The 20,044-nt window shown below is 72.9% G+C and carries 20 protein-coding genes and 1 pseudogene; 5 read left to right on the forward strand and 16 right to left on the reverse strand.

Features of this window, described 5'->3' with window-relative positions; all coding sequences use genetic code 11:
• Positions 1 to 47: 47 nt before the first annotated feature.
• The 4 genes from A3IG_RS35940 to hisI form a co-directional block, all read right to left on the reverse strand.
• The gene (locus A3IG_RS35940) at positions 48 to 365 is read right to left on the reverse strand and encodes an HGxxPAAW family protein (RefSeq protein WP_078500102.1); all 318 of its coding nucleotides are present in this window, start codon (positions 363 to 365) and stop codon (positions 48 to 50) included.
• Between the two features lie 88 nt (positions 366 to 453).
• Entirely contained in the window at positions 454 to 1,035 is a 582-nt protein-coding gene (locus A3IG_RS0106625) for a TIGR02234 family membrane protein (protein WP_026219965.1), read from the reverse strand.
• Between the two features lie 200 nt (positions 1,036 to 1,235).
• The gene (locus tag A3IG_RS0106630; protein WP_018382763.1) at positions 1,236 to 2,768 is read right to left on the reverse strand and encodes an anthranilate synthase component I; all 1,533 of its coding nucleotides are present in this window, start codon (positions 2,766 to 2,768) and stop codon (positions 1,236 to 1,238) included.
• Positions 2,769 to 2,779: 11 nt separating this feature from the next.
• On the reverse strand, positions 2,780 to 3,145 hold the full coding sequence (hisI, locus tag A3IG_RS0106635) for a phosphoribosyl-AMP cyclohydrolase (RefSeq protein ID WP_018382764.1): 366 nt from the start codon (positions 3,143 to 3,145) through the stop codon (positions 2,780 to 2,782).
• A 143-nt stretch (positions 3,146 to 3,288) separates the two neighbouring features.
• Here hisI and A3IG_RS35665 point away from each other — a divergent pair, with 143 nt between their 5' ends.
• From A3IG_RS35665 to A3IG_RS0106650, 3 genes are all read left to right on the forward strand, one after another.
• The gene (locus tag A3IG_RS35665) at positions 3,289 to 4,290 is read left to right on the forward strand and encodes a septum formation family protein (RefSeq protein ID WP_157862251.1); all 1,002 of its coding nucleotides are present in this window, start codon (positions 3,289 to 3,291) and stop codon (positions 4,288 to 4,290) included.
• 52 nt (positions 4,291 to 4,342) lie between these two features.
• Positions 4,343 to 4,978 carry a TIGR03085 family metal-binding protein gene (locus A3IG_RS0106645; protein WP_018382765.1) on the forward strand — a complete coding sequence of 212 codons (636 nt, stop codon included), beginning with the start codon at positions 4,343 to 4,345 and terminating at the stop codon, positions 4,976 to 4,978.
• Between the two features lie 71 nt (positions 4,979 to 5,049).
• Positions 5,050 to 6,993 carry an ABC transporter ATP-binding protein gene (locus A3IG_RS0106650; RefSeq protein ID WP_104530679.1) on the forward strand — a complete coding sequence of 648 codons (1,944 nt, stop codon included), beginning with the start codon at positions 5,050 to 5,052 and terminating at the stop codon, positions 6,991 to 6,993.
• 207 nt (positions 6,994 to 7,200) lie between these two features.
• Here A3IG_RS0106650 and hisF read toward each other — a convergent pair whose 3' ends face one another.
• The 8 genes and pseudogenes from hisF to hisD all read right to left on the reverse strand — a co-directional run bounded on the left by hisF (position 7,201) and on the right by hisD (position 13,165).
• Entirely contained in the window at positions 7,201 to 7,971 is a 771-nt protein-coding gene (gene hisF / locus A3IG_RS0106655) for an imidazole glycerol phosphate synthase subunit HisF (protein WP_018382767.1), read from the reverse strand.
• A gap of 131 nt (positions 7,972 to 8,102) precedes the next feature.
• Positions 8,103 to 8,489, reverse strand: a pseudogene (locus tag A3IG_RS28785) (RidA family protein); the annotation flags it as partial.
• Positions 8,486 to 9,217, reverse strand: a complete 732-nt coding sequence (priA, locus tag A3IG_RS0106665) for a bifunctional 1-(5-phosphoribosyl)-5-((5-phosphoribosylamino)methylideneamino)imidazole-4-carboxamide isomerase/phosphoribosylanthranilate isomerase PriA (protein WP_018382769.1) — start codon at positions 9,215 to 9,217, stop codon at positions 8,486 to 8,488. The pseudogene A3IG_RS28785 and the gene priA, both read right to left, overlap by 4 nt.
• A gap of 103 nt (positions 9,218 to 9,320) precedes the next feature.
• Entirely contained in the window at positions 9,321 to 9,953 is a 633-nt protein-coding gene (hisH, locus tag A3IG_RS0106670; RefSeq protein WP_026219966.1) for an imidazole glycerol phosphate synthase subunit HisH, read from the reverse strand.
• A gap of 55 nt (positions 9,954 to 10,008) precedes the next feature.
• Positions 10,009 to 10,161: a hypothetical protein gene (locus tag A3IG_RS34500; protein ID WP_018382771.1), complete on the reverse strand. Its 153-nt coding sequence runs from the start codon at positions 10,159 to 10,161 to the stop codon at positions 10,009 to 10,011.
• On the reverse strand, positions 10,158 to 10,751 hold the full coding sequence (gene hisB / locus A3IG_RS0106680; RefSeq protein WP_026219967.1) for an imidazoleglycerol-phosphate dehydratase HisB: 594 nt from the start codon (positions 10,749 to 10,751) through the stop codon (positions 10,158 to 10,160). Before hisB ends, A3IG_RS34500 begins: the two co-directional genes overlap by 4 nt.
• A 6-nt stretch (positions 10,752 to 10,757) precedes the next feature.
• The gene (locus tag A3IG_RS0106685) at positions 10,758 to 11,858 is read right to left on the reverse strand and encodes a histidinol-phosphate transaminase (protein ID WP_018382773.1); all 1,101 of its coding nucleotides are present in this window, start codon (positions 11,856 to 11,858) and stop codon (positions 10,758 to 10,760) included.
• Positions 11,855 to 13,165, reverse strand: coding sequence for a histidinol dehydrogenase (gene hisD, locus A3IG_RS0106690; RefSeq protein ID WP_018382774.1), 1,311 nt, complete (start codon positions 13,163 to 13,165; stop codon positions 11,855 to 11,857). Before hisD ends, A3IG_RS0106685 begins: the two co-directional genes overlap by 4 nt.
• A 213-nt stretch (positions 13,166 to 13,378) precedes the next feature.
• On the opposite strand from hisD, the gene A3IG_RS0106695 reads away from it, so the two are divergent.
• Complete coding sequence (locus A3IG_RS0106695) at positions 13,379 to 14,932, forward strand: hypothetical protein (protein ID WP_018382775.1); 1,554 nt, start codon at positions 13,379 to 13,381, stop codon at positions 14,930 to 14,932.
• A 222-nt stretch (positions 14,933 to 15,154) separates the two neighbouring features.
• Here A3IG_RS0106695 and A3IG_RS0106700 read toward each other — a convergent pair whose 3' ends face one another.
• The 4 genes from A3IG_RS0106700 to A3IG_RS0106715 form a co-directional block, all read right to left on the reverse strand.
• Entirely contained in the window at positions 15,155 to 16,114 is a 960-nt protein-coding gene (locus tag A3IG_RS0106700; protein WP_018382776.1) for a class I SAM-dependent methyltransferase, read from the reverse strand.
• A gap of 229 nt (positions 16,115 to 16,343) precedes the next feature.
• Positions 16,344 to 16,556, reverse strand: a complete 213-nt coding sequence (locus A3IG_RS0106705; protein WP_058032786.1) for a hypothetical protein — start codon at positions 16,554 to 16,556, stop codon at positions 16,344 to 16,346.
• A 151-nt stretch (positions 16,557 to 16,707) separates the two neighbouring features.
• Entirely contained in the window at positions 16,708 to 18,540 is a 1,833-nt protein-coding gene (locus A3IG_RS28790; protein ID WP_018382778.1) for a LamG domain-containing protein, read from the reverse strand.
• Positions 18,541 to 18,905: 365 nt separating this feature from the next.
• Positions 18,906 to 19,325 (reverse strand): nuclear transport factor 2 family protein, encoded by a 420-nt coding sequence (locus A3IG_RS0106715; protein WP_018382779.1) that lies wholly within the window; start codon positions 19,323 to 19,325, stop codon positions 18,906 to 18,908.
• A gap of 79 nt (positions 19,326 to 19,404) precedes the next feature.
• On the opposite strand from A3IG_RS0106715, the gene A3IG_RS0106720 reads away from it, so the two are divergent.
• A complete protein-coding gene (locus tag A3IG_RS0106720; protein WP_018382780.1) occupies positions 19,405 to 20,019 on the forward strand; it encodes a TetR/AcrR family transcriptional regulator in 615 nt (204 codons plus the stop codon).
• Positions 20,020 to 20,044: the final 25 nt, after the last annotated feature.

The raw sequence follows: 20,044 nt of genomic DNA on the forward strand, positions 1-20,044 counted from the left end.
GGCACCCGCCATGGGTACCGCGCCCGGGGTGGTGCCTGGTCCGGGGGTCAGCGCACCGAGGACTCGTCGCGTGACTCCCCCGCGGAACGCTCCTCGTCCGCGTGCTCCCGGTCCCCGCCGGACGGGCTCGCGGACCCTCCGGCAGGGGCCTGCGCGCGCAGCGGCGCGTTCGGCGGGGTCTTGCCCATCCCCGCCATCTGCATGGCCTTGCCGACGACACCCCCGAGCAGGACCACTCCGAAACCGGCCCACATCAGCGGCAGGTTGGTCATCACCACGGCGCCGCCCGCGACGCAGAAACCGATGAAGGCGATGGTCACACCGGTCCATGCGGCGGGGGTGTGTCCATGGGCGCTTGCCGACATGACTGCTCCTTGTCGTTCCTTCGGTGGCCCGGTGGGGCCCGTCTTCATTGTCCTCCGGACGGCGGTGCGCCGTCACCCGGGGGGCGGATCACTGGTCGGTGGGGTCCTCGCCCCGGTCCAGGGCCCGCCACAGGTCCGCGGAACGGTCCTGGCCCTCGGCACGGGCGGCCCGGCGGGGGGCCCGCGCACCACCGGGCGCCTCGTAGCGGCTGGACATCCCGGGCCAGTCCCTGCCCTTGGCGAGCGCCAGCAGGCCGGCGAGGAGCAGCAGCGCCCCGCCGGCGGCGGCCACCCAGGGCCAGGCGGTGTGGGTGACCTCCACGGCGGTGGCGTCGGAGAGCCCGGAGGCCTGGGCGGCGTCGTCGTCCAGGGCGGAGGAGTCGGCGGCGCCGAGCACCGCGGTGGCGACGGTGACCGCGCCGGAGAGGGCGAGCAGCGCGGACACCAGCACCCGGCCGGTGCGCCGCACCGCGAACACGGCCACCAGCGCGGCGAGGCCCACCAGGGCCAGTGCGCCGGGGACCGCGGTGACGTCGCTGCCCCGTGCGGACACCGACAGCAGGGTCTGCTGCCCGAACCGCACCGCCACCTCGCCCTCGGCCCAGGTCCGGCTGACCGCGTACAGCACCAGCGCCGCCCCGCTGACGCCCAGCAGCAGCGCGGCGGCGATGGTGCGGCGGGGGGCGGGGGGCCGAAGCGGCTCCTGGGCCGCGGCCTGGTCACGGCCGGTGTCGGGGCCGGTGGCCCCGCCGTCGGGGCGCCCGGGGTCGGGTCCGCCGCGCGGCACCACGGTGGCGGTGGCCGTCGGCGCGGCGTCGGGCGCGCCGTCCTCCCCGGTGTCCCGCGGGGCTGGGGGCTGGGTCATGGGGCTCACCTGGTCTCCGTCGTGGTCGCCGGCGCGAAGGTGGATGCCCGGGCGACCGCCCCGAGCACCGCCGCCGCCTTGTTCCGGCACTCGGTGTCCTCGGCGACGGGGTCGGAGTCCGCCACCACCCCCGCGCCGGCCTGGACGTACGCGGTGCCGTCACGGAGCAGGGCGGTGCGGATGGCGATGGCCGTGTCCGAGTCGCCGGCGAAGTCCAGGTAGCCGACGCAGCCTCCGTAGAGGCCGCGGCGGGTCGGCTCCAGTTCCTCGATGATCTGCATGGCCCGCGGCTTGGGCGCGCCGGACAGGGTCCCGGCGGGGAAACAGGCGGTGAGCACGTCGAACGCGGTCCGACCGGCGGCGACCTGGCCGACGACGGTGGAGACGATGTGCATCACGTGGCTGTAGCGCTCGACCGACATGAAGTCGACCACTTCGACGGTGCCGGGGGCGCAGACCCGGCCCAGGTCGTTGCGGCCCAGGTCCACCAGCATCAGGTGCTCGGCGCGTTCCTTGGGGTCGGCCAGCAGCTCGGTGGCGAGGTCGGCGTCCTCCTGGGGGGTGGCCCCACGGCGCCGGGTGCCCGCGATGGGGTGCAGCAGCGCGCGGCCGTCCTCGACCTTGACCAGCGCCTCGGGACTCGAGCCCACCACGTCGAAGCCGTCCAGGCGCAGCAGGTACATGTAGGGGCTGGGGTTGGTGGTGCGCAGCACCCGGTAGACGTCGAGGGCGCTGGCCGAGCAGGGCGTCTGGAACCGCTGTGAGGGCACCACCTGGAACGCCTCGCCGGCCCTGATCCGCTCCTTGACCTGTTCCACGGCGGCCTGGTAGGCGGGGCCGCCCCAGCGGACGGTGCACTCGGCGACGTGGTCGGCGTCGAACACCGTGGGGGTGGTGTCGGCGGGCCTGGCCAGGTCGGCGGTCATGGCGTCGAGCCGGGCCACCGCGTCGGCGTGGGCGGCGTCCACGCCGGTGTCCAGGTCGTTGTGGTTGATGGCGTTGGCGATCAGCAGCACCGTGCCGTCCACGTGGTCGAGGACCGCGAGGTCGGAGGCGAGCAGCATGGTCAGCTCGGGGATCGCCAGGTCGTCGTCGGCCAGGTCGGGCAGCCGTTCGAGACGGCGCACCACGTCGTAGCCGAGGTAACCCACGAGGCCACCGGTGAAGGGCGGCAGCTTGAGAAGCCCGTCCAGGTCACGGGGGGTGTGCAGGGCCTCCAGGGTGGCGCGCAGCGCGGCCAGCGGGTCGCCGCCGGTGGGCACGCCCACCGGCGGGGTGCCCAGCCAGTGCGCCTGGCCGTCGCGTTCCACCAGGGTGGCCGAGCTGCGGACGCCCACGAAGGAGTAGCGCGACCACGAACGGCCGTTCTCCGCCGACTCCAGGAGGAAGGTGCCGCTGCGTTCCCCGGCGAGCTTGCGGTACAGGCCGACCGGGGTGTCGCCGTCCGCGAGGAAACGCCGGGTGACCGGGATGACCCGCCGGTCGCGGGCCAGCTTGCGGAAGGACTCGAGGTCGGGGGTGACGTTGCCCGTGGTCATGGCCGGCCAGCCTAGTCCGCGGCGCCCAGCGTGAGCTGGTCCGCGTCGAAACAGGTCCGGTCGCCGGTGTGGCAGGCGCCGCCCACCTGGTCCACCTTGACCAGTACGGTGTCCCCGTCGCAGTCCAGCGCGACCGACCTCACCCGCTGGACGTGCCCCGAGGTGTCCCCCTTGACCCAGTACTCCTGGCGGCTGCGGCTGTAGTAGGTGCACCGCCCGGTGGTGAGGGTACGGTGCAGTGCCTCGTCGTCCATCCAGCCGACCATCAGCACCTCACCGGTGTCGTACTGCTGGGCGACGGCGGGGAACAGGCCCTGGGCGTCGCGCTTGAGGCGGGCGGCGACGGACGGGTCAAGCGATGAGGGACGCGCAGGCATGACCCCATTGTGCCGGTCCGGGGAACGGTCCCGGCCGGGGGGCTCTCCGCCCGGCAACCGGGCTCTGCAACAATTGTTCGCACTGCGTCACGAGTTGGTTCCACACCGCCGTCACCGTCACCCGTTAGGTGCAAACTTCGACCATGAGTTCTCCCCCGCCCGCACCGGGCCCCTTCTCGGGTGACCAGCCCCCGACCGGCCAGCCGCCGGGGGGTCAGACCCCGCCGCCGCCCTCCGGGGGCGGGGCGTTCGGGCCGCCCCCGGAGGGCTTCGGCCCGGCAGCGGACGGGATACCGGGGCAGCACCCGACGGCGCCCCCGCCGGTCGGCGGCTACGGCGGCCAGCCCCCGGGGGGCTACGGCGGACCGGGCGGGTACGGGGGACCGGGCGGCTACGGGGGGTACGGCGGGCCCGGTGGACCGGGCGGGCCCCCGCCGGGCGGGAACGGCCGCGGACGGGGCAGGGCCGTGGCGGTCGCCGTGACCGCCGTCGTGGTCGTCGCCCTGGCCGTGGGCGGGGTGGTCGCGTTCGCCGGGAGCGACGACGATGACGGGGGCGAGACGACCTCCAGCCCCTCGCCGTCGTCCTCCGCCTCCTCCTCCCCGTCGGCCTCGGCGTCGTCCTCCGCGTCCCCGGACTGGACTCCGACGCTTGACCCGTCGATGTTCCCCACCTATCCGGTGCCCAGCGTGGACATCAGCGACCTGCCGACCTTCAGCTTCGACCCGGACATCCTCGACGACCTCGAGGACCTGACGCGGAGCCCCGAGCCGAGCACGGACACCAGCTCGATCCCGTACGTCTCGCTCAAGAAGGGCGAGTGCTTCAACACGCCCAGCCTCACCACGGGCATCGACACGATCAAGAAGGTCTCCTGCAACCAGCGCCACGACGCCGAAGTGATCGGCACCGTCGCTCTTTCGGGTGCTTTCTCCTCGGACAAGGCAGTGACCACCAAGGCCACCAAGCTCTGCCAGACCCAGTGGAACAACGCCGCAAACCGGCAGGGGGACGGGCGGAGCTACTACACCTACGTCCTCAGTCCCGTGCTGTCCACCTACGACACCGGCGTGCGCTCGGCGTCGTGCTCGCTCACCCTCAGCGACAAGCCCGGCGGGAAGAAACTCACCGCACCGCTCAAGTGATCCTGGGGTGGCTCTATGGGGTAGGTCGGCGACCGGCCGTACGCTGGAACACATGTCGACTCATGCCCAGCGTGAACGCCTGCTCCTCGCCGACCTGCTGGAGAGTGCCGGGCCCGACGCGCCCACCCTGTGCGACGGCTGGCGGACCCGTGACCTCGCCGCGCACGTCGTCGTGCGTGAGCGTCGCAGCGACGTCATGGGCGGGGTGCTGGTCAAGGCCCTCGCCCCGCGGATGGCCCGGGTCCAGGCCGAGTACGCCGCCCGCCCGTACGACGAGTTGCTCCAGCTCATCCGCAGCGGACCGCCGCGCCTCTCGCCGTTCGCCCTGAAGCAGGTGGACGAGGCCGCGAACACCGGCGAGTTCTTCGTGCACAGCGAGGACGTCCGGCGCGCCCAACCGGACTGGACGCCCCGGGAGATCGACCCGGTCTTCGCCGACGCCCTGTGGAAGCGGCTGGAGAGCACCGCCCGCATCCTCGCCCGCAAGACACCGGTCGGCCTGGTGCTGCGCCGCACCAACGGGCAGACCGCGGTCGCCCACAAGGGCGCCCCTGTGGTCACGGTCGTCGGGGAGCCCGGCGAGCTGCTGCTCTTCGCCTTCGGGCGGACCTCTCACGCCGACGTGAAGACCGAGGGCGACAAGGAGACCATCGCCAGACTGCTGGCGGCGCCGATGTTGGGCATGTGACCAGCACGGCGAGCGGCACCGACGGGGGCCGGCACGAGGTTGGGCGACCCGCCGCGTCGCAGCACTCCCCCGTGCCGGCCGAGCCCCAGCACCCCGCGGAACTGCGCCGGATCGCCCGGCTCTTCACCCCCTACCGCGGCCGGCTGGGGCTCGTGCTCGTCCTCATCGGGGTCACCTCGCTGGTCTCGTTGGCGTCCCCCTTCATGCTGCGGGAGATCCTGGACACCGCCATCCCCCAGGGCCGCACCGGGCTGCTGTCCGCCCTGGCCCTGGGCATGATCGCCGTCTCGGTGGTGAGCAACGCGCTCACCGTGGTGCAGACGCTGATCTCCACCACCGTCGGCCAGCGGGTGATGCACGACCTGCGGGTGCGGGTGTACAGCCACCTCCAGTCGTTGTCGCTGGGCTTCTTCACCCGCACCAGGACCGGTGAGATCCAGTCCCGGATCGCCAACGACATCGGCGGCATGCAGGCGTTCGTCACCAACACCGCCACCACCGTCGTCTCCTCGGCCACCACCGTCGTCGCCACGGTGGTGGCGATGTTCGCCCTGGACTGGCGGCTCTCCCTGATCACCCTCGTGCTGTTCCCCGGCTTCGTGTGGATCAGCCGCAGCGTGGGGAGGGAACGCCGCAGGATCACCCGCCGGCGCCAGGAGAAGGTGGCGCTGCTCACCGCGAGCGTGGAGGAGTCGCTGTCGATCAGCGGCATCCTGCTGGGCCGCACCATGGGACGGGGCCCGGGGCTGGTCGAGGAGTTCACCCGGCAGTCGCACGAGCTGGCCGAGTTGGAGGTCCGCTCCTCGATGGCGGGGCGCTGGCGGCACGCGTCCATCCAGATGGTGATGTCGGTGATCCCGTCCGCCATCTACTGGGGTGCCGGGCTGACCGTGGCCGGTGGGGACGCGTTGATCTCGGTGGGCACCATCGTCGCCTTCGTCACCCTCCAGAACGCCCTCTTCGGACCGACCATGGCGCTGCTGCGGATGCAGGTGCAGGTCCAGAGCAGCCTGGCGTTGTTCGCCCGGGTCTTCGAGTACCTGGACCAGCGGCCGGAACTGACCGAGAGGCCCGACGCCCGACGGGTGCCGCGCGACGGCATCCGCGGTGAGCTCGCCTTCGAGCACGTGGTCTTCCGGCACGGCCCGGACGACCCACCGGTCCTCAACGACGTCACCCTGCGGGTCCCCCCGGGCAGCAGCCTCGCCCTGGTGGGCACCACCGGCGCCGGCAAGTCCACCCTGGCGCTGCTCGCCGCCCGGCTCCACGACCCGACCAGCGGCAGGGTCACCCTGGACGGCACGGACCTGCGCGACCTGTCCTTCGACACCGTCGCCGACGCGGTGGGCGTGGTGTCCCAGGAGACGTACCTGCTGCACGCCTCGATCGCCGACAACCTGCGCTTCGCCAAGCCTGACGCCACCCACGAGGAACTGGTCGCGGCGTGCCGGGCCGCCCAGGTGCACGACCGGATCGCGGAGCTGCCGCAGGGGTACGACACGGTGGTGGGCGAGCGCGGCCACCGTTTCTCCGGCGGGGAGAAGCAGCGGCTGGCCATCGCCAGGACCCTGCTGCGGGACCCGCCGGTGCTGGTGCTCGACGAGGCGACCAGCGCGCTGGACAACCAGACGGAACAACAGGTCCAGCAGGCCCTGGACGCCCTGGCCCGGGGCCGCACCACGGTGACCATCGCCCACCGGTTGTCCACGGTGCGGGGGGCGGACCGGATAGCGGTCCTTGACCGGGGGCGCGTGGTGGAGTGCGGCACCCACGAGGAACTGCTGGCCCTGGGCGGCCACTACGCCAGGCTGTGGAGCAGGGGCGACGGCCGGCCGGCAGCCGGCCCCACGGACGCGGCCGGCGCGGACCCGTGGAACGGGGAGCAGGAGCCGGGGCCCACACCGGAGCCAGCCGCCCCGGAGCCCGCCGCCGCGGACCCCGCCCCGACCGACGCCGGGCGGCCGGCCGGCCCGCGGCCTGAGCTGGCCGGCCCCGCGGCGGCCCCGGGGGGCTGACCCCCGACACCGTTGTGGGGGCTGGCTGGCTAGGGCCTGTCTGATGAATCCCGCCTGGGTCGTGACGCCTGGCACGCACGCTCGCTGCGTTGTCGGGATCGTCCATGTACGGCCCAGTACGAGGACGACCCCCCGCCTTGCGATCGCACGCACCAGACGCCGCGACCCCCGCCCTCCGGGCGGACGGCGCCACTCATCAGACAGGCCCTAGCGGACCAGGTACCCGGTCTGCCGCAGCGCGTCCTTGACCTGGGTGATCCGCAGCTCCCCGAAGTGGAACACGCTGGCGGCCAGCACCGCGTCGGCGCCGGCGGCCACCGCCGGGCCGAAGTGCTCGAGCCGCCCGGCACCCCCGGAGGCGACCACCGGCACGCCGACCTCCGCCCGCACGGCCTTGATCATCTCGGTGTCGTACCCGTCCTTGGTGCCGTCCGCGTCCATGGAGTTCAGCAGGATCTCCCCCGCGCCGAGCCCCGCGGCGCGGGCCGCCCACTCGACCGCGTCCAGGCCGGTCCCCCGACGCCCGCCGTGGGTGGTGACCTCGAACCCGGAGGGGGTCACCGTGCCCGGCGGACAGCGCCGTGCGTCCACCGAGAGCACCAGCACCTGGCGCCCGAACCGCTCGGCGATCTCCCGGACCAGCTCGGGGCGGGCGATGGCGGCGGTGTTCACCCCGACCTTGTCCGCGCCGGCCCGCAACAGCCGGTCCACGTCCTCGGCGGTGCGCACCCCGCCGCCCACGGTGAGCGGGATGAACACCTGTTCGGCGGTGCGGCGCACCACGTCGTAGGTGGTCTCCCGGTCGCCGGAGGAGGCGGTGATGTCCAGGAAGACCAGTTCGTCGGCGCCCTCGGCGTCGTAGACCTTCGCCATCTCCACCGGGTCGCCGGCGTCCCGCAGGTTCTGGAAGTTGACGCCCTTGACCACCCGGCCGCCGTCCACGTCCAGGCAGGGGATGACCCGCACGGCCACGCTCATGTCCGGTCTCCTGGTTCCGCCCGGTCCCCCGGGCCGGCCGTGTCGGCCTGGCCTGCTGTGTCGGCCGTGTCGGCCTGGCCTGCTGTGTCGGCCTGGCCCGCCGGCACCGGCTCCGGCCGCCCGCCGCTGGGGCGCACGGCCTCCAGCTCGACTTCCACCAGCACGCGGGGGTCCACGAAACCCGAGACCACCAGCAGGGTGGCCGCCGGGCGCTGCGCCCCGAACTGCTCCAGGTGGGCCCGGCCGACCGCCTCGAGATCGCGGGCGTGGGTGAGGTACATCCGGGTCCTGACCACGTCACCCACCCCGAGGCCGAACTCCCGCAGCGCGTCGAGCCCCACCCCGAAGGCCGTCCTGGCCTGCCAGTAGGGGTCCCCCTCGTGCTGCACCCCGCCCCCGGTCAGGGCCGTGCAGCCGGAGACGAACACGAAGTCGCCCGCCTCGACCGCCCGCGAGGCACCGTAGGCGTCCCCCCAGGGCGGTTCTGCCGGGACCCGGCGTCCGGGGCTCGTGGTCATCGCGACACCGCCTCCAGGGCCTCGGTGAGGGTGAACGCCTGGTCGTACAGCGCCTTGCCGGTGATGGCGCCCTCCACGCCCAGCGGCACCAGCTCGGCCAGCGCCCGCAGGTCGTCGAGGCTGGAGACGCCTCCGCTGGCCACCACGGGACGGTCGGTGGCGGCGCACACGTCGCGCAGCAGGCCCAGGTTGGGGCCGGTCATGGTGCCGTCCCTGGCCACGTCGGTGACCACGTAACGGGCGCAGCCGTCGGCGTCCAGCCGGGCGAGCGTCTCGTACAGGTCGCCGCCGGCCCTGGTCCAGCCCCTGCCGCGCAGCGTGGTGCCGCGCACGTCGAGGCCGACGGCGATCCGGTCGCCGTACTCCGCGATGGCCCCGCGCACCCAGTCCGGGGACTCCAGCGCCGCCGTGCCCAGGTTGACCCGGGCGCAGCCGGTGGCGAGCGCCGCCTTGAGCGAGTCGTCGTCGCGGATGCCGCCGGACAGCTCGACCCGCACGTCGAGCCGGCCCACCACCTCGGCGAGCTGTTCGCGGTTGTCCCCGGTGCCGAACGCGGCGTCGAGGTCCACCAGGTGGACCCACTCGGCGCCCGCGGACTGCCAGGCGAGGGCGGCCTCGAGCGGGTCCCCGTACCCGGTCTCGGTGCCGGACTCGCCCTGGACGAGTCGCACGGCCTGGCCGTCGCGGACGTCGACGGCGGGCAGGAGGATGAGGCGGTTGCTGCTCATGGGCAAGGTCTCCGGGGGCTGGGGCGGTGCTTGCGGGTGGTGGGTCTCGCCCAGGACCCGGACTCGTTCCGGGACCCGGGCTGCCGTTCGGGGTCGGACCGGGTCAGAGGGTGTCGAGCCAGTTGCGCAGCAACTGGGCTCCGGCGGAGCCGGACTTCTCGGGGTGGAACTGGGTGGCCCACAGCGGCCCGTTCTCCACCGCCGCGACGAACGGCTCGCCGTGGGTGCTCCAGGTCACCAGTGGCGGGCGGAGGTGCTCGGAGGGCTCCAGCTCCCAGGAGCGGACTCCGTAGGAGTGGACGAAGTAGTACCGGGTGTCCGCGTCGAGACCGGCGAAGAGACGGGAGCCCTCGGGGGCCTTGACCGTGTTCCAGCCCATGTGCGGGACGACCGGGGCACGCAGCGGTTCCACCGTGCCCGGCCACTGGTCGCAGCCCGGGGTCTCCACCCCGTGCTCCACCCCGCGGGTGAACAGGACCTGCATGCCCACGCAGATGCCGAGCACCGGGCGCCCACCGGACAGCCGCCGGCCGACGATCCAGTCCCCGCGGGCCTCGGTGAGCCCGCGCATGCACGCGGCGAACGCCCCCACCCCGGGGACCAGCAGTCCGTCCGCGTCCATCGCCGCGTCGAAGTCAGAGGTGATCTCCACGTCGGCGCCGACGTGGGCCACGGCCCGCTCGGCGGAGCGGACGTTTCCGAAACCGTAGTCGAACACGACTACCCGTTTGCTCATCTTCTCCGGCCCCCTCGGGAACGAAAGGACCCCGCCGGAACGGGGACGGGCAGGGCTACAGCCACATCGCGCCGGCGCCCAGGGCCATCGCGGCGCCGATGCCGAGCAGCACGATCAGGCTCTTCGGCATCTTCTGCTTGGCGAAGGAGACCACCCCGCCGGTGAGGAAGAGGCCCAACGCGATCAGGACGACACCGCCGCCGCTCATGACAGGGAACCCTTCGTCGACGGGATGGCGGTCTGCCGCGGGTCCGGCTCGGCGGCCTGGCGCAGCGCCCTAGCGAGCGCCTTGAACTGGCACTCGACGATGTGGTGGGCGTTGCGTCCGTAGGGGACGTGGACGTGCAGGGCGACCTGGGCCTGCGCCACGAACGACTCCAGGATGTGCCGGGTCATGGTGGTGTCGTAGGCGCCGATCATCGGGGCCATGCCGTCCGGCTCGCGGTGCACCAGGTAGGGGCGGCCCGAGAGGTCCACCGTGACCTGGGCCAGCGACTCGTCCAGCGGCACCGAGGCGTCGCCGAACCTCCGGATGCCCCGCTTGTCACCCAGCGCCTGGCGGAACGCGGCACCGAGCGCCAACGCGGTGTCCTCGATCGTGTGGTGGGTGTCGATGTGCAGGTCGCCGTCGGTCTTCACGGTCAGGTCGAACAGACCGTGCCGACCGAGCTGGTCCAGCATGTGGTCGAAGAAGCCGACGCCGGTCGAGACGTCGACCCGCCCGGTGCCGTCCAGGCCGATCTCAACCAGGACCGAGGTCTCCTTGGTGGTGCGTTCCACCCGGCCCACGCGCGTCACGGTCGCTCAACTCTCCTTCTTCAGGGCGCGTACCGCTTCGAGGAACGCGTCGTTCTCGGACGGGGTGCCGGTGGACACCCGCAGCCAACCCGGAACGCCGTTGTCCCGGACCAGGACACCGTGGTCCAGCAGGGTCCGCCAGGCCGCGTGGCTGTCGTCGAACCGGCCGAACTGGACGAAGTTCGCATCCGAGTCTGTCACCTCGCAGCCGAGCGCCCGCAACTCGGTGACCAGCCGGTCCCGCTCCTCCTTGAGCTGCTCCACGTACCCCAGCAGGGTGTCGGTGTGCTCCAGCGCGGCCAGCGCCGTGGCCTGGGTCACCGCGGACAGGTGGTACGGCAGGCGCACCAACTGGACGGCGTCCACCACGGCCGGGTCGGCGGCGAGGTAGCCCAGGCGCAGCCCGGCGGCGCCGAACGCCTTCGACATCGTACGGGAGACCACCAGGTGCGGCCGGTCGGCCAGCAGCGGCACCAGCGAGTCCTGGTGGGAGAACTCCACGTACGCCTCGTCCACCACCACCAGCGACGGCTTGGCCGCCTGCGCCGCGTCGTACAGGGCCAGGACCGTCCCGACCTCCACCGCGGTGCCCGTGGGGTTGTTCGGGGAGCAGACGAACACCACGTCGGGTCGTCGCTCGGCGATCATCTCGGTGGCGGCGGCCAGGTCCAGGGTGAAGTCGGGCCGGCGGGGCCCGGACAGCCACCCGGTGCCGGTGGACCTGGAGATCAGCGCGTGCATGGAGTAGGAGGGCTCGAAGCCGAGCGCGGTCCTGCCGGGGCCGCCGAACGCCTGGAGGAGCTGCTGGATCACCTCGTTGGAGCCGTTCGCCGCCCAGACGTTCTCCCTGGCGACCGGGTGACCCGTGGTCCGGGTCAGGTAGCCGGCGAGCGCCTCGCGCAGTTCGACGGCGTCCCGGTCGGGGTAGCGGTTGAGGCCGCGGGCCGCCTCGGTGACCCGCTCGACGATCCTGGCGACCAGCGGCTCCGGAAGCGGGTAGGGGTTCTCGTTGGTGTTCAGCCGCACCGGGACGTCGAGCTGGGGGGCTCCGTACGGGGCCTTGCCGCGGAGCTCGTCACGGATGGGCAGGTCGTCCATGCGGGTCACCGGCCGGACACCTCGCCGCTGCCGGTCCGGGCCGTGACCGCGGCGCCGTGCGCCGGCAGGTCCTCCGCCTCGGCGAGGGTGACGACGTGGTGGGCGACCTCGGCCAGGGCCTCGCGGGTGTAGTCCACGACGTGGATGCCGCGCAGGAAGGACTGCACGGACAGGCCGGAGGAGTGGCAGGCGCAGCCGCCGGTGGGCAGCACGTGGTTGGACCCCGCGGCGTAGTCGCCGAGCGACACCGGGGCGTGCGGGCCGACGAAGATCGCCCCCGCGTTGCGCACCCGGGCGGCGACCCCGGCCGCGTCGGCGGTCATCACCTCGAGGTGCTCCGCGGCGTAGGCGTCCACCACGGTCAGGCCGTGCTCGACGTCGTCCACCAGCACGATCCCGGACTGCCGCCCGGCCAGCGCCTCGGTGATCCGCCCGCTGTGCCTGGCCACCGCCACCTGCTCCTTCAGCTCGGCCTCGACCGCGTCGGCGAGGGCCGGCGAGTCGGTGACGAGCACGGCGGCGGCCAGGGTGTCGTGCTCGGCCTGGCTGATCAGGTCGGCGGCCACGTACCGGGGGTCCGCGGTGTGGTCGGCGAGGATGGCGATCTCGGTGGGCCCGGCCTCGGAGTCGATGCCGATGCGCCCCTTGAGCAGGCGCTTGGCCGCGGCGACGTAGATGTTCCCCGGGCCGGTGACCAGGTTGACCGGGGGGCACTCGGCGGTGCCGTAGGCGAACATCGCCACGGCCTGGGCGCCGCCGACGGCGTAGACCTCGTCCACCCCCAGCAGGGCGCAGGCGGCCAGGATCGTCGGGTGCGGCAGCCCGCCGAACGCGCGCTGCGGCGGGGAGGCCACGGCCATGGAGGCGACCCCGGCCTCCTGCGCCGGGACCACGTTCATCACCACCGACGACGGGTAGACCGCCTGGCCGCCGGGTACATAAAGACCAACCCGGGTAACCGGAACCCAACGCTCGGTGACCGTGCCGCCGGGCACCACCGTGGTGGTGGTGTCGGTGCGCCGCTGGTCCCGGTGGACCAGCCGGGCCCGCCTGACGGACTCCTCGAGCGCGGCCCGCACCTTCGGGTCGAGCTCGTCCAGCGCCGAGGTGAGGGCCCGACGCGGAACGCGGACCTCGGTCAGTCGGACGCCGTCGAACCTCTCCGCGTACTCGATCAGCGCCGCGGTGCCGCGATGGCGCACGTCATCGCAGATCGGCCGCACCCTCTCCAGGGCGGCCTCGACGTCGAGCTCGGCACGGGGCAGCAGGTCACGCGGGTCCTGGGTGGAACCACGCAGATCGATTCGGGAGATCACTCTGTTAAGTGTAGAGAGCCGACCTCAGTGCGGCGGCGCATCACCACTCCGTGAGACGACACCCACACCGGCGGCCCCGCCGGAACCACCGCCCCGGTCCGTCCCGGCAGAACCAGGGAAACCGCCCCACGGGCGGTGCCGTGCCGGTACTCTCGCGGGCGCAGACACCGCTCCAGCCACCGTCGGGGGCCGGCCAGGAGGGAGGCGTCGTCCATGACCGAGCCGCCGAGCGACTTCACCGCCACTGAGGGCCGGTTGTGGCAGGCGTTCCGCCACGGCGACGTCTGCGACCTGCGCACCGGTGTCCCCGAACTGGACAACCCGAACACCAGCCGCGTCTGGGGTCCCGAGCGGACCGTGCGGGCAAGCGCGGTGGCCCGGCTGCTCCTCGACGGCCCCCAGCCGGTCCCGGGAACGGTCTGCGCCCTGAAGCTGTCCGGCGCCCGGATCTCCGGTTCGCTCAGCCTCGCGGGCGGCACCGTCTCCCCCTACGTGGAGCTGCACGACTGCCAGTTCGAGGAGCAGCTCCTGATGCCCGAGTGCAGCTTCACCACGCTGCGGATGGTCCGTTGCGCCATCCCCCGGATCGAGGCCGCGCGCATGTCCACCCAGGGCGACCTGCACCTGCCGCAGTGCACGGTGCCCGGGGGCATCCGCATCACCGACGCCAGCATCGGCACCGACCTGCTGCTCAACCAGCTCGTGGTCCACTCCGACCGGCACGGCCGGGCCATCTCCGCGGACGGCCTCACCGTCACCCAGGACGTCGAGGCCGAGCTGATCAGGGCCGTCGGGGAGATCAGCCTGCGCAGCGCCCGGATCGGCGGGCGGCTCAGCCTGCGGGGCAGCTCGCTGCGGAACCCCACCGGACGCCAGGCCCTCAACGCCGCGCGGATCGCCATCGAGCACACCCTCTACCTCAGCTCGGGGTGGGAGAGCGACACCCTCAGCGGCACCGGCACCCCGCCGCGCGGGGTCCGCACCCGGAACTTCACCTGCGACGGCGGGATCCGGCTCGACGACGGCCGGTTCGGCAACGCGCTGGTGATCAACCGCGCCCGCTTCCGGCTCACCGCCGGCCAACAGCTCTCCCTGCGCCGGATCCAGACCCCGGAGCTGCGGTTCACCCCGCAGGCCCCGCCCACCGGGCGGATCGTGCTGTCCAGCGCCAGGGTGGGCAACCTGGCCACCGAGGCCGCCTGCTGGCCCGGGGCCGGCATGATCGACATATCCGACTTCAGCTACGTCTCGCTCCGCCCCACCGGCCCGTTCCCGCTGCGGGCCCGCCTGGAGTGGCTGGCCAACGCCACCCCCGAGTACAGCCCCGAGCCGTACGAGCAGCTCGCGGCGGCGCTGCGGGCCGACGGCATGGACGAGGAGGCCCGCGAGGTGCTGCTGGCCAAGCAGCGCCGCCGCCGGGAGACCCTCCCCCTGGCCACCCGCATGTGGGGGTACGCCCAGGACCTCACCGTCGCCTACGGCTACCGCCCCGGCCGGGCCGCGGTGTGGATGGCGGTGCTGTGGGCGATCGGCTCGGTGTACTTCACCCGGAACCCGCCCGAGCCGCTGAAGGACGGCGAGGGCCCCACCTGGCAGCCCCTGCTGTACGCCCTGGACCTGCTGTTACCCGTGATCGACCTGGGCCAGGACAACGCCTGGCGGACCTCCGGCCTCCAGCAGTGGGCGGCCACCGCGATGGTGCTCGCGGGCTGGGTCCTGGCCACCACGGTGGCGGCGGGCGCCTCCCGCCTGCTCCGGCGGAACTAGCGGTTCCTGGTGCCGCCGGCCCACGGGTGCGTGGGCCGGCTGGGTTGGGGGGCGCCTGGGCGGGGGCTGCTGGGCCGTGCCCCCGGGCGTCGGGACCGGGGGCTGCTGGGCCGTGGGCTTTCTGGGCCGGGCGGCTTTCTGGGCGTGGCCCGTGCCCGAGGGGGCGGGCCGTGGCCCTTCAGGCGCCGGGGCCCGGGGCCCCCGCTCCGTTCGCCGTGGCCCTCACGCCCCCCGGGCCCGCAGGAACGCGCTGGTCGAGCAGACCCCCACCAGCTCGAGCAGGTCGCTGTCGGCCAGGTGCCGGTCCGCGGCCTCCTTCACCCCCGGCCAGTTGCGGTCCCCGTAGTCGTCCACCACCACGATCCCGCCCGGCGCCACGATCTCCTCCACCCAGGCCAGGTCGTCCGCCACGCCCTCCGCGGAGTGGTCCCCGTCCACGACCACCACGCCGTAGGACCGGTCGGAGACGGCGTCGCGGACCTCCGGGTCGCCGGAGAACCCCGGGCGCACCCGCACCCGCTCCGGGTCCACCCCGGCCAGCGCCAGGTTGGCCCGCAGCACCTGCTCGCTGACCGGTGAACCGGACGGGTCCCTGCCGTTGCGGGTGCCCGGCTGGAGCTGCACGTCCGCCAGCGGGTCCACGATCGTCAACGAGCAGGTGAGCCCGAACCGGGAGAGCTGCCGGGCCAGCGCCCCGGAGAACAGCCCGAACAGCGTCCCGATCTCCAGCACCTCCGCGTTGGGCGGCCCCAGCAGCGGGGTGGCGGTGAGCTTCCCCAGGATGTTGGCGGTCCCCCCGGCCATCCGGCCGACCCCGCGCATCTCCACCTCCACCAGGGTGCGGTACGCCGCGACCACCTGCGCCCGGGCGTCCTTCGCCCCGGTGGTCGCGGCCACCTCCCCCGACAGGGTGTCGATCAGGCCCTTGGTGGGCAGCCGGGACGCCGGCCGGCCCCCCTCCTTGCCGAGCAGCAACTCCAGCGCGTACCGCGGCACCCTGGCCTCGTCGAGCTCCCGGCGGGCCTCGGCCAACTCGGCGGACAGCGCGTCCACCCGCGCCCGCAGCTCCCGGGCCTCACCGGCACTCCCCCGGCGGACGCCCCGCTCGATCCGGCGGTCAAGCTCACTGATGATCGGCCGCAGCGCCCTGCGGGCCACCTGCGACGTCAAGACGGATCCCATACCCGCACCCCAGCAGAGCCGCCCCCCGCCCACCAGCACCTCCCGCCGGGTTTCGCCCGCCGTACGCCGACTGTTCACCCACGGGTCGGCGGCCGGTGGGACGGGGTCAGGCGGCCCCGTCCCGGAGAGGTGAGTCGGGCTCGTTCACCGGCCGCCCAGGTGGACGACGCGGACAGCGGGGTGGCGCGGTAGTCGCCCCCGCCCTGCTTGGCCTCGGCGGTGATGCGACTCAGACTTGCTGACTGCTGGTCCCTGCGGGCCCGCTCCGCCGCGATCTCGTCGGCCGCCCGGTCCGGCGCACCAGCTCGGCGATCTCACGATCGGCCTCCGGTGACAGCGGCACCACCTTGTCCGCCCGGTACGCGGGGAGCTCGGGCTTCCCCAGCGGTTCGGCGACGGCCTGGATCGTGACCGGCGACAGCAGGGCCGGGACGAGCGGCATGGCCACGATCGCCGCGTCGCAGCCACCGCGCCCGGCCCTGGTGCACCCCGCTGACGAACTCGCTGTGGGTTCCCCGCTGTCCCCTCCACGTCTGTGCCGAAGGAGTCACCGTCGGCGAACGGGAACACCGGCTACTGGGCACACCGGCCACCTATCCATCAGCCAGCACATGGGTGCTGACCTGGTTCGGTGTCATCCCACCGACCCACACGCGTACTTCCGCCAAGGTGCCGGGAAGGTACCGCCCCGGTGTGCCGCCGTTACTTCCACGTCCGATGGCGAGTTCACCGGAGCCCTGTTCTTCCGCCGCGAAACCGGCGTCCTCTCCCATTCCCTGGTGGAACCGCCCGACCATCAGGTGCAACGCACCGTAACGGGGGGCACCGGCGTCCGACCACTCCTCCGAGGCGTCGAACACGCCGGTGAGCTGCACCCAGGTGTCGAGTTCAGCGAGTTCCTGGGACGAGGCCGTCGCAGTTGCGATCACCGCGCCCGTGCTGTCGGTGTCGTGGCGGACGAACCGCCAGATCCCCCCGTCCGCGAAGGTCTTTTCGAACCACAGTGCCCAGGAGGCGTCCTGGCCGGACTGCTGGCCCACGATCTGCGCGGTGTAGCCGATGGGTTTGTCGGCGAGCTGCTGTGAGTTCAGGCGTACCTTGGCGGTGACCGTGAAGGAACCGGTTTCGTCGATGACGGGGCCCGTGGTGTGCGCGTAGGCGGTGGTGCCGTTGAGAACGAGTTCGTTGGCCGCCTCGTCCAGGACGGCGCCGCCGGAGAGGATCATCGGGCCGGCTGGGTACGGTGAGCTCTGGGGGATCTGGGTGCCGGTGGCGGAGGTGGCGTCCCAGGAGGCGACGAGTTCCACCCCGGGCTGGCCGTCGGCGTCCAGCAGACGGGCGTCCTGCCTGAGATCCGCTTCGGCCAGTGCCTGTTGCCAGAGTTGGACCTCGTCGATCCGACCGCGGAAGTACTGGTCGTAGATGCCCTGGGACTTGTGGCGGCCGAACTGCAACCCTTCGGTGCTCTGCCAGGGCTCGTAGGTCGCGGCGGCCTGCGCGGCCACGACGGGTTGGCCCTGGGGGCGGCCGTTGACGAAGAGCTGGATGGTGTCGTTGGTCCTGTCGGTGTCGCCCTTGGTGTCGAACACCCCGGCGAGGTGGGTCCACACCTTCAGGGGTGGCTCCTGGGCGTCGGAGGACGAGCGGATGTAGGCGGGTTGGTCGCTGTCGCGGTCGGTGCGGTTGAACACCCACTTCCTCGCGGTGGCGGAGTAGTAGAGGGCGAACGCCGAGGTGTGTGTTCCCGGCGCGGCCAACACGACGTGGTTGGTGGTGGCGTCGGTCAGGTAGGCCCAGGTGGAGACGGTGAAGGACTCCTGGGTGTTGACCGCGGGGGCGGCGGTGGCCGCGTAGCCGCCCTGGCGGGTGGTGTCGGTGGTGTCGTTCAGCCACAGGGACTGGTCCAGCCCGCCGCGCCTGGCCATCGGTGACCAGTCGGCGCCGGTGGTGTGGAGCGTGGCGTCGTGCCGGACCCCCTCGGTGGCGGAGTCCACGGCGGTGGTGACGGCGGACCCCTGGGTGCCGTCGTCGAAGTGCCAGCGGCCCACCGGTCCGCTCGGGGATGCCACCGCGAAGGAGAACTCCTGTGGGGGACCCCATCTGTCGTGGGCGTCGCGGGCCTCGACGGACAGGATCTGCAGACCGGCCAGTGGTGGCGTCACGCTGATCTGGGTGCTGGTGGTGCTGTTGACGATGGTGGAGGTGGTGGAGGTCAGCAGCCGCCAGCGGTAACCGGTGATGTCGGTGTCGGTGTCGGCGGGGTTGGGGGCGAGGGTGAAGGTGCCGGCGATACCGGGGCCGCCGTTGCCGACGCACGCGTCAGCGGCGCATTCGGTGTAGGGGCCGTTGGAGGTGATCACCGGCGGCTTGGGCGCGGTGGGGTCGATGGGCGACCCGGTGGACCCCGCCCGCTCCGACGGCGACATTCGCGCGGTCGCGGACGGACCTCCAGCCGCAGGCTGGGCGACAGCCAACGGCGCGGGGGCCAACAACCCCACCACCGTCACCACACCCACCAACGCCGCCCCACCCGCACGCCAACGACCGACGCGCCCACGGACACCCACCAGACACCACCCCAACTCCCGTACGTCACCCGGGGGTCGGGTGATCACCAAGGTGGTATCCAACCGGTCACAGCGAGTACACGTCTAGACCACGCAACCTCCAGATTTCCTCCCCAACTCACAGAAATGCCATGTCACTGTAGTGTGGTGATCGACACAGTTTCACCACGTCATGAACGTGATCAGCAGGGGCACCGAGCCGGACGCCGGTTACGTGCTCGCGGTCACGGCGTCGCCGCTTCCTGCCCGCCGCCGCCCTCCGCGGGAACGGCGCGGGTGGCCATGTGCGCCTGGCGCATCCGCCCATCAGGGGCGAACCGGCCGAAGAAGTAGACCTCGATGGCGAGGTCCTTGCCGCGCTGCGAGGAGTGCAGGGTGTAGCGGGCGGCGAGCCGGTCACCGTCGGCGACGGCCTCGTGCACCTCCATGCGGATGGTGGGCCGGTTCTTGCGGACCGGGCGGGTGTGCGCGATGAGCTTGCCGCGGTCGATCCGGTGCCCGTCGGCGATCTCGACGATGTCCGGGGTGTGGTAGCGGTCGACGATCAGCGCCGCGTCCTCGTCCGTCCGCAGCAGGTCCTCGGTGAAGGAGGTGAAGAAGTCGGCGATGAACTGCCTGGGGTCGGCGTTGCCGAGTGGGCCCATGTCTCTCCCGTCCGGGGCTCGTGATCTTTTACACGGTGTAAGGTATGCATCCTCCAATAACTTTGACAAGATGTAAGAGATGACTTTTTCCTCAGCCCGCAACCGCCGTGCCGACGCCCGCCGCAGCAGGGCGGCCATCCTGGAGGCCGCGACCCGGGTCCTCAACGCCGAACCCGACGCCAGCCTGGAGACGATCGCCGGCGCCGCGGGCGTGACGCGCCCCACCGTCTACGCCCACTTCCCCTCGCGGGAGCAGTTGCTGCTGGCCGTCGTCGACCGGATCACCGACGAGGCCATCGCCGCCATGGACGCCGCCGACCCCGACACCGGCCCCGCCGCGGACGCCCTGCTGCGGATGCTCGACGCCGGCGCGCAGGTGACCGGGCGCTACCCCGTCCTGCTGCAACTCATCAGCGCGCATCCCGTCAGCCCGGAGGCCGACCACGACCGGCACACCCCCGTCGCCGACCGGATCAGGCGCGTCATCCAACGCGGCCGACGGACCGGGGAGTTCGACGACCGGCTCCCCGTCGACTGGCTGGTCGCGGCGACCATCAGGCTCGGCCATGCCGTGAGCGAGGAGCAGGACGCCGGCCGGCTGTCCGCCACGGCCGCACCGGACGTCCTCCGCACCAGCCTGCTCCGCCTGCTCGGTGCCACCGCACGAGCGGGTTCCGCACCTCGGCCCCGGTGAGTACGCGGCCGGCGTCCCCGTCCCG

It is taken from the genome of Wenjunlia vitaminophila DSM 41686 (genome assembly GCF_000380165.1).
Lineage (GTDB): Bacteria > Actinomycetota > Actinomycetes > Streptomycetales > Streptomycetaceae > Wenjunlia > Wenjunlia vitaminophila.

Bases quoted from the DNA above. Each gene is read 5' to 3' on its own strand.
- A3IG_RS35940 (WP_078500102.1), bottom strand. From the start codon at position 365: ATGTCGGCAAGCGCCCATGGACACACCCCCGCCGCATGGACCGGTGTG.
- A3IG_RS0106630 (WP_018382763.1), bottom strand. From the start codon at position 2,768: ATGACCACGGGCAACGTCACCCCCGACCTCGAGTCCTTCCGCAAGCTG.
- hisI (WP_018382764.1), bottom strand. From the start codon at position 3,145: ATGCCTGCGCGTCCCTCATCGCTTGACCCGTCCGTCGCCGCCCGCCTC.
- A3IG_RS35665 (WP_157862251.1), top strand. From the start codon at position 3,289: ATGAGTTCTCCCCCGCCCGCACCGGGCCCCTTCTCGGGTGACCAGCCC.
- A3IG_RS0106645 (WP_018382765.1), top strand. From the start codon at position 4,343: ATGTCGACTCATGCCCAGCGTGAACGCCTGCTCCTCGCCGACCTGCTG.
- hisF (WP_018382767.1), bottom strand. From the start codon at position 7,971: ATGAGCGTGGCCGTGCGGGTCATCCCCTGCCTGGACGTGGACGGCGGC.
- priA (WP_018382769.1), bottom strand. From the start codon at position 9,217: ATGAGCAGCAACCGCCTCATCCTCCTGCCCGCCGTCGACGTCCGCGAC.
- hisH (WP_026219966.1), bottom strand. From the start codon at position 9,953: ATGAGCAAACGGGTAGTCGTGTTCGACTACGGTTTCGGAAACGTCCGC.
- A3IG_RS34500 (WP_018382771.1), bottom strand. From the start codon at position 10,161: ATGAGCGGCGGCGGTGTCGTCCTGATCGCGTTGGGCCTCTTCCTCACC.
- A3IG_RS0106695 (WP_018382775.1), top strand. From the start codon at position 13,379: ATGACCGAGCCGCCGAGCGACTTCACCGCCACTGAGGGCCGGTTGTGG.
- A3IG_RS0106700 (WP_018382776.1), bottom strand. From the start codon at position 16,114: ATGGGATCCGTCTTGACGTCGCAGGTGGCCCGCAGGGCGCTGCGGCCG.
- A3IG_RS0106705 (WP_058032786.1), bottom strand. From the start codon at position 16,556: ATGCCGCTCGTCCCGGCCCTGCTGTCGCCGGTCACGATCCAGGCCGTC.
- A3IG_RS28790 (WP_018382778.1), bottom strand. From the start codon at position 18,540: ATGTCGCCGTCGGAGCGGGCGGGGTCCACCGGGTCGCCCATCGACCCC.
- A3IG_RS0106715 (WP_018382779.1), bottom strand. From the start codon at position 19,325: ATGGGCCCACTCGGCAACGCCGACCCCAGGCAGTTCATCGCCGACTTC.
- A3IG_RS0106720 (WP_018382780.1), top strand. From the start codon at position 19,405: ATGACTTTTTCCTCAGCCCGCAACCGCCGTGCCGACGCCCGCCGCAGC.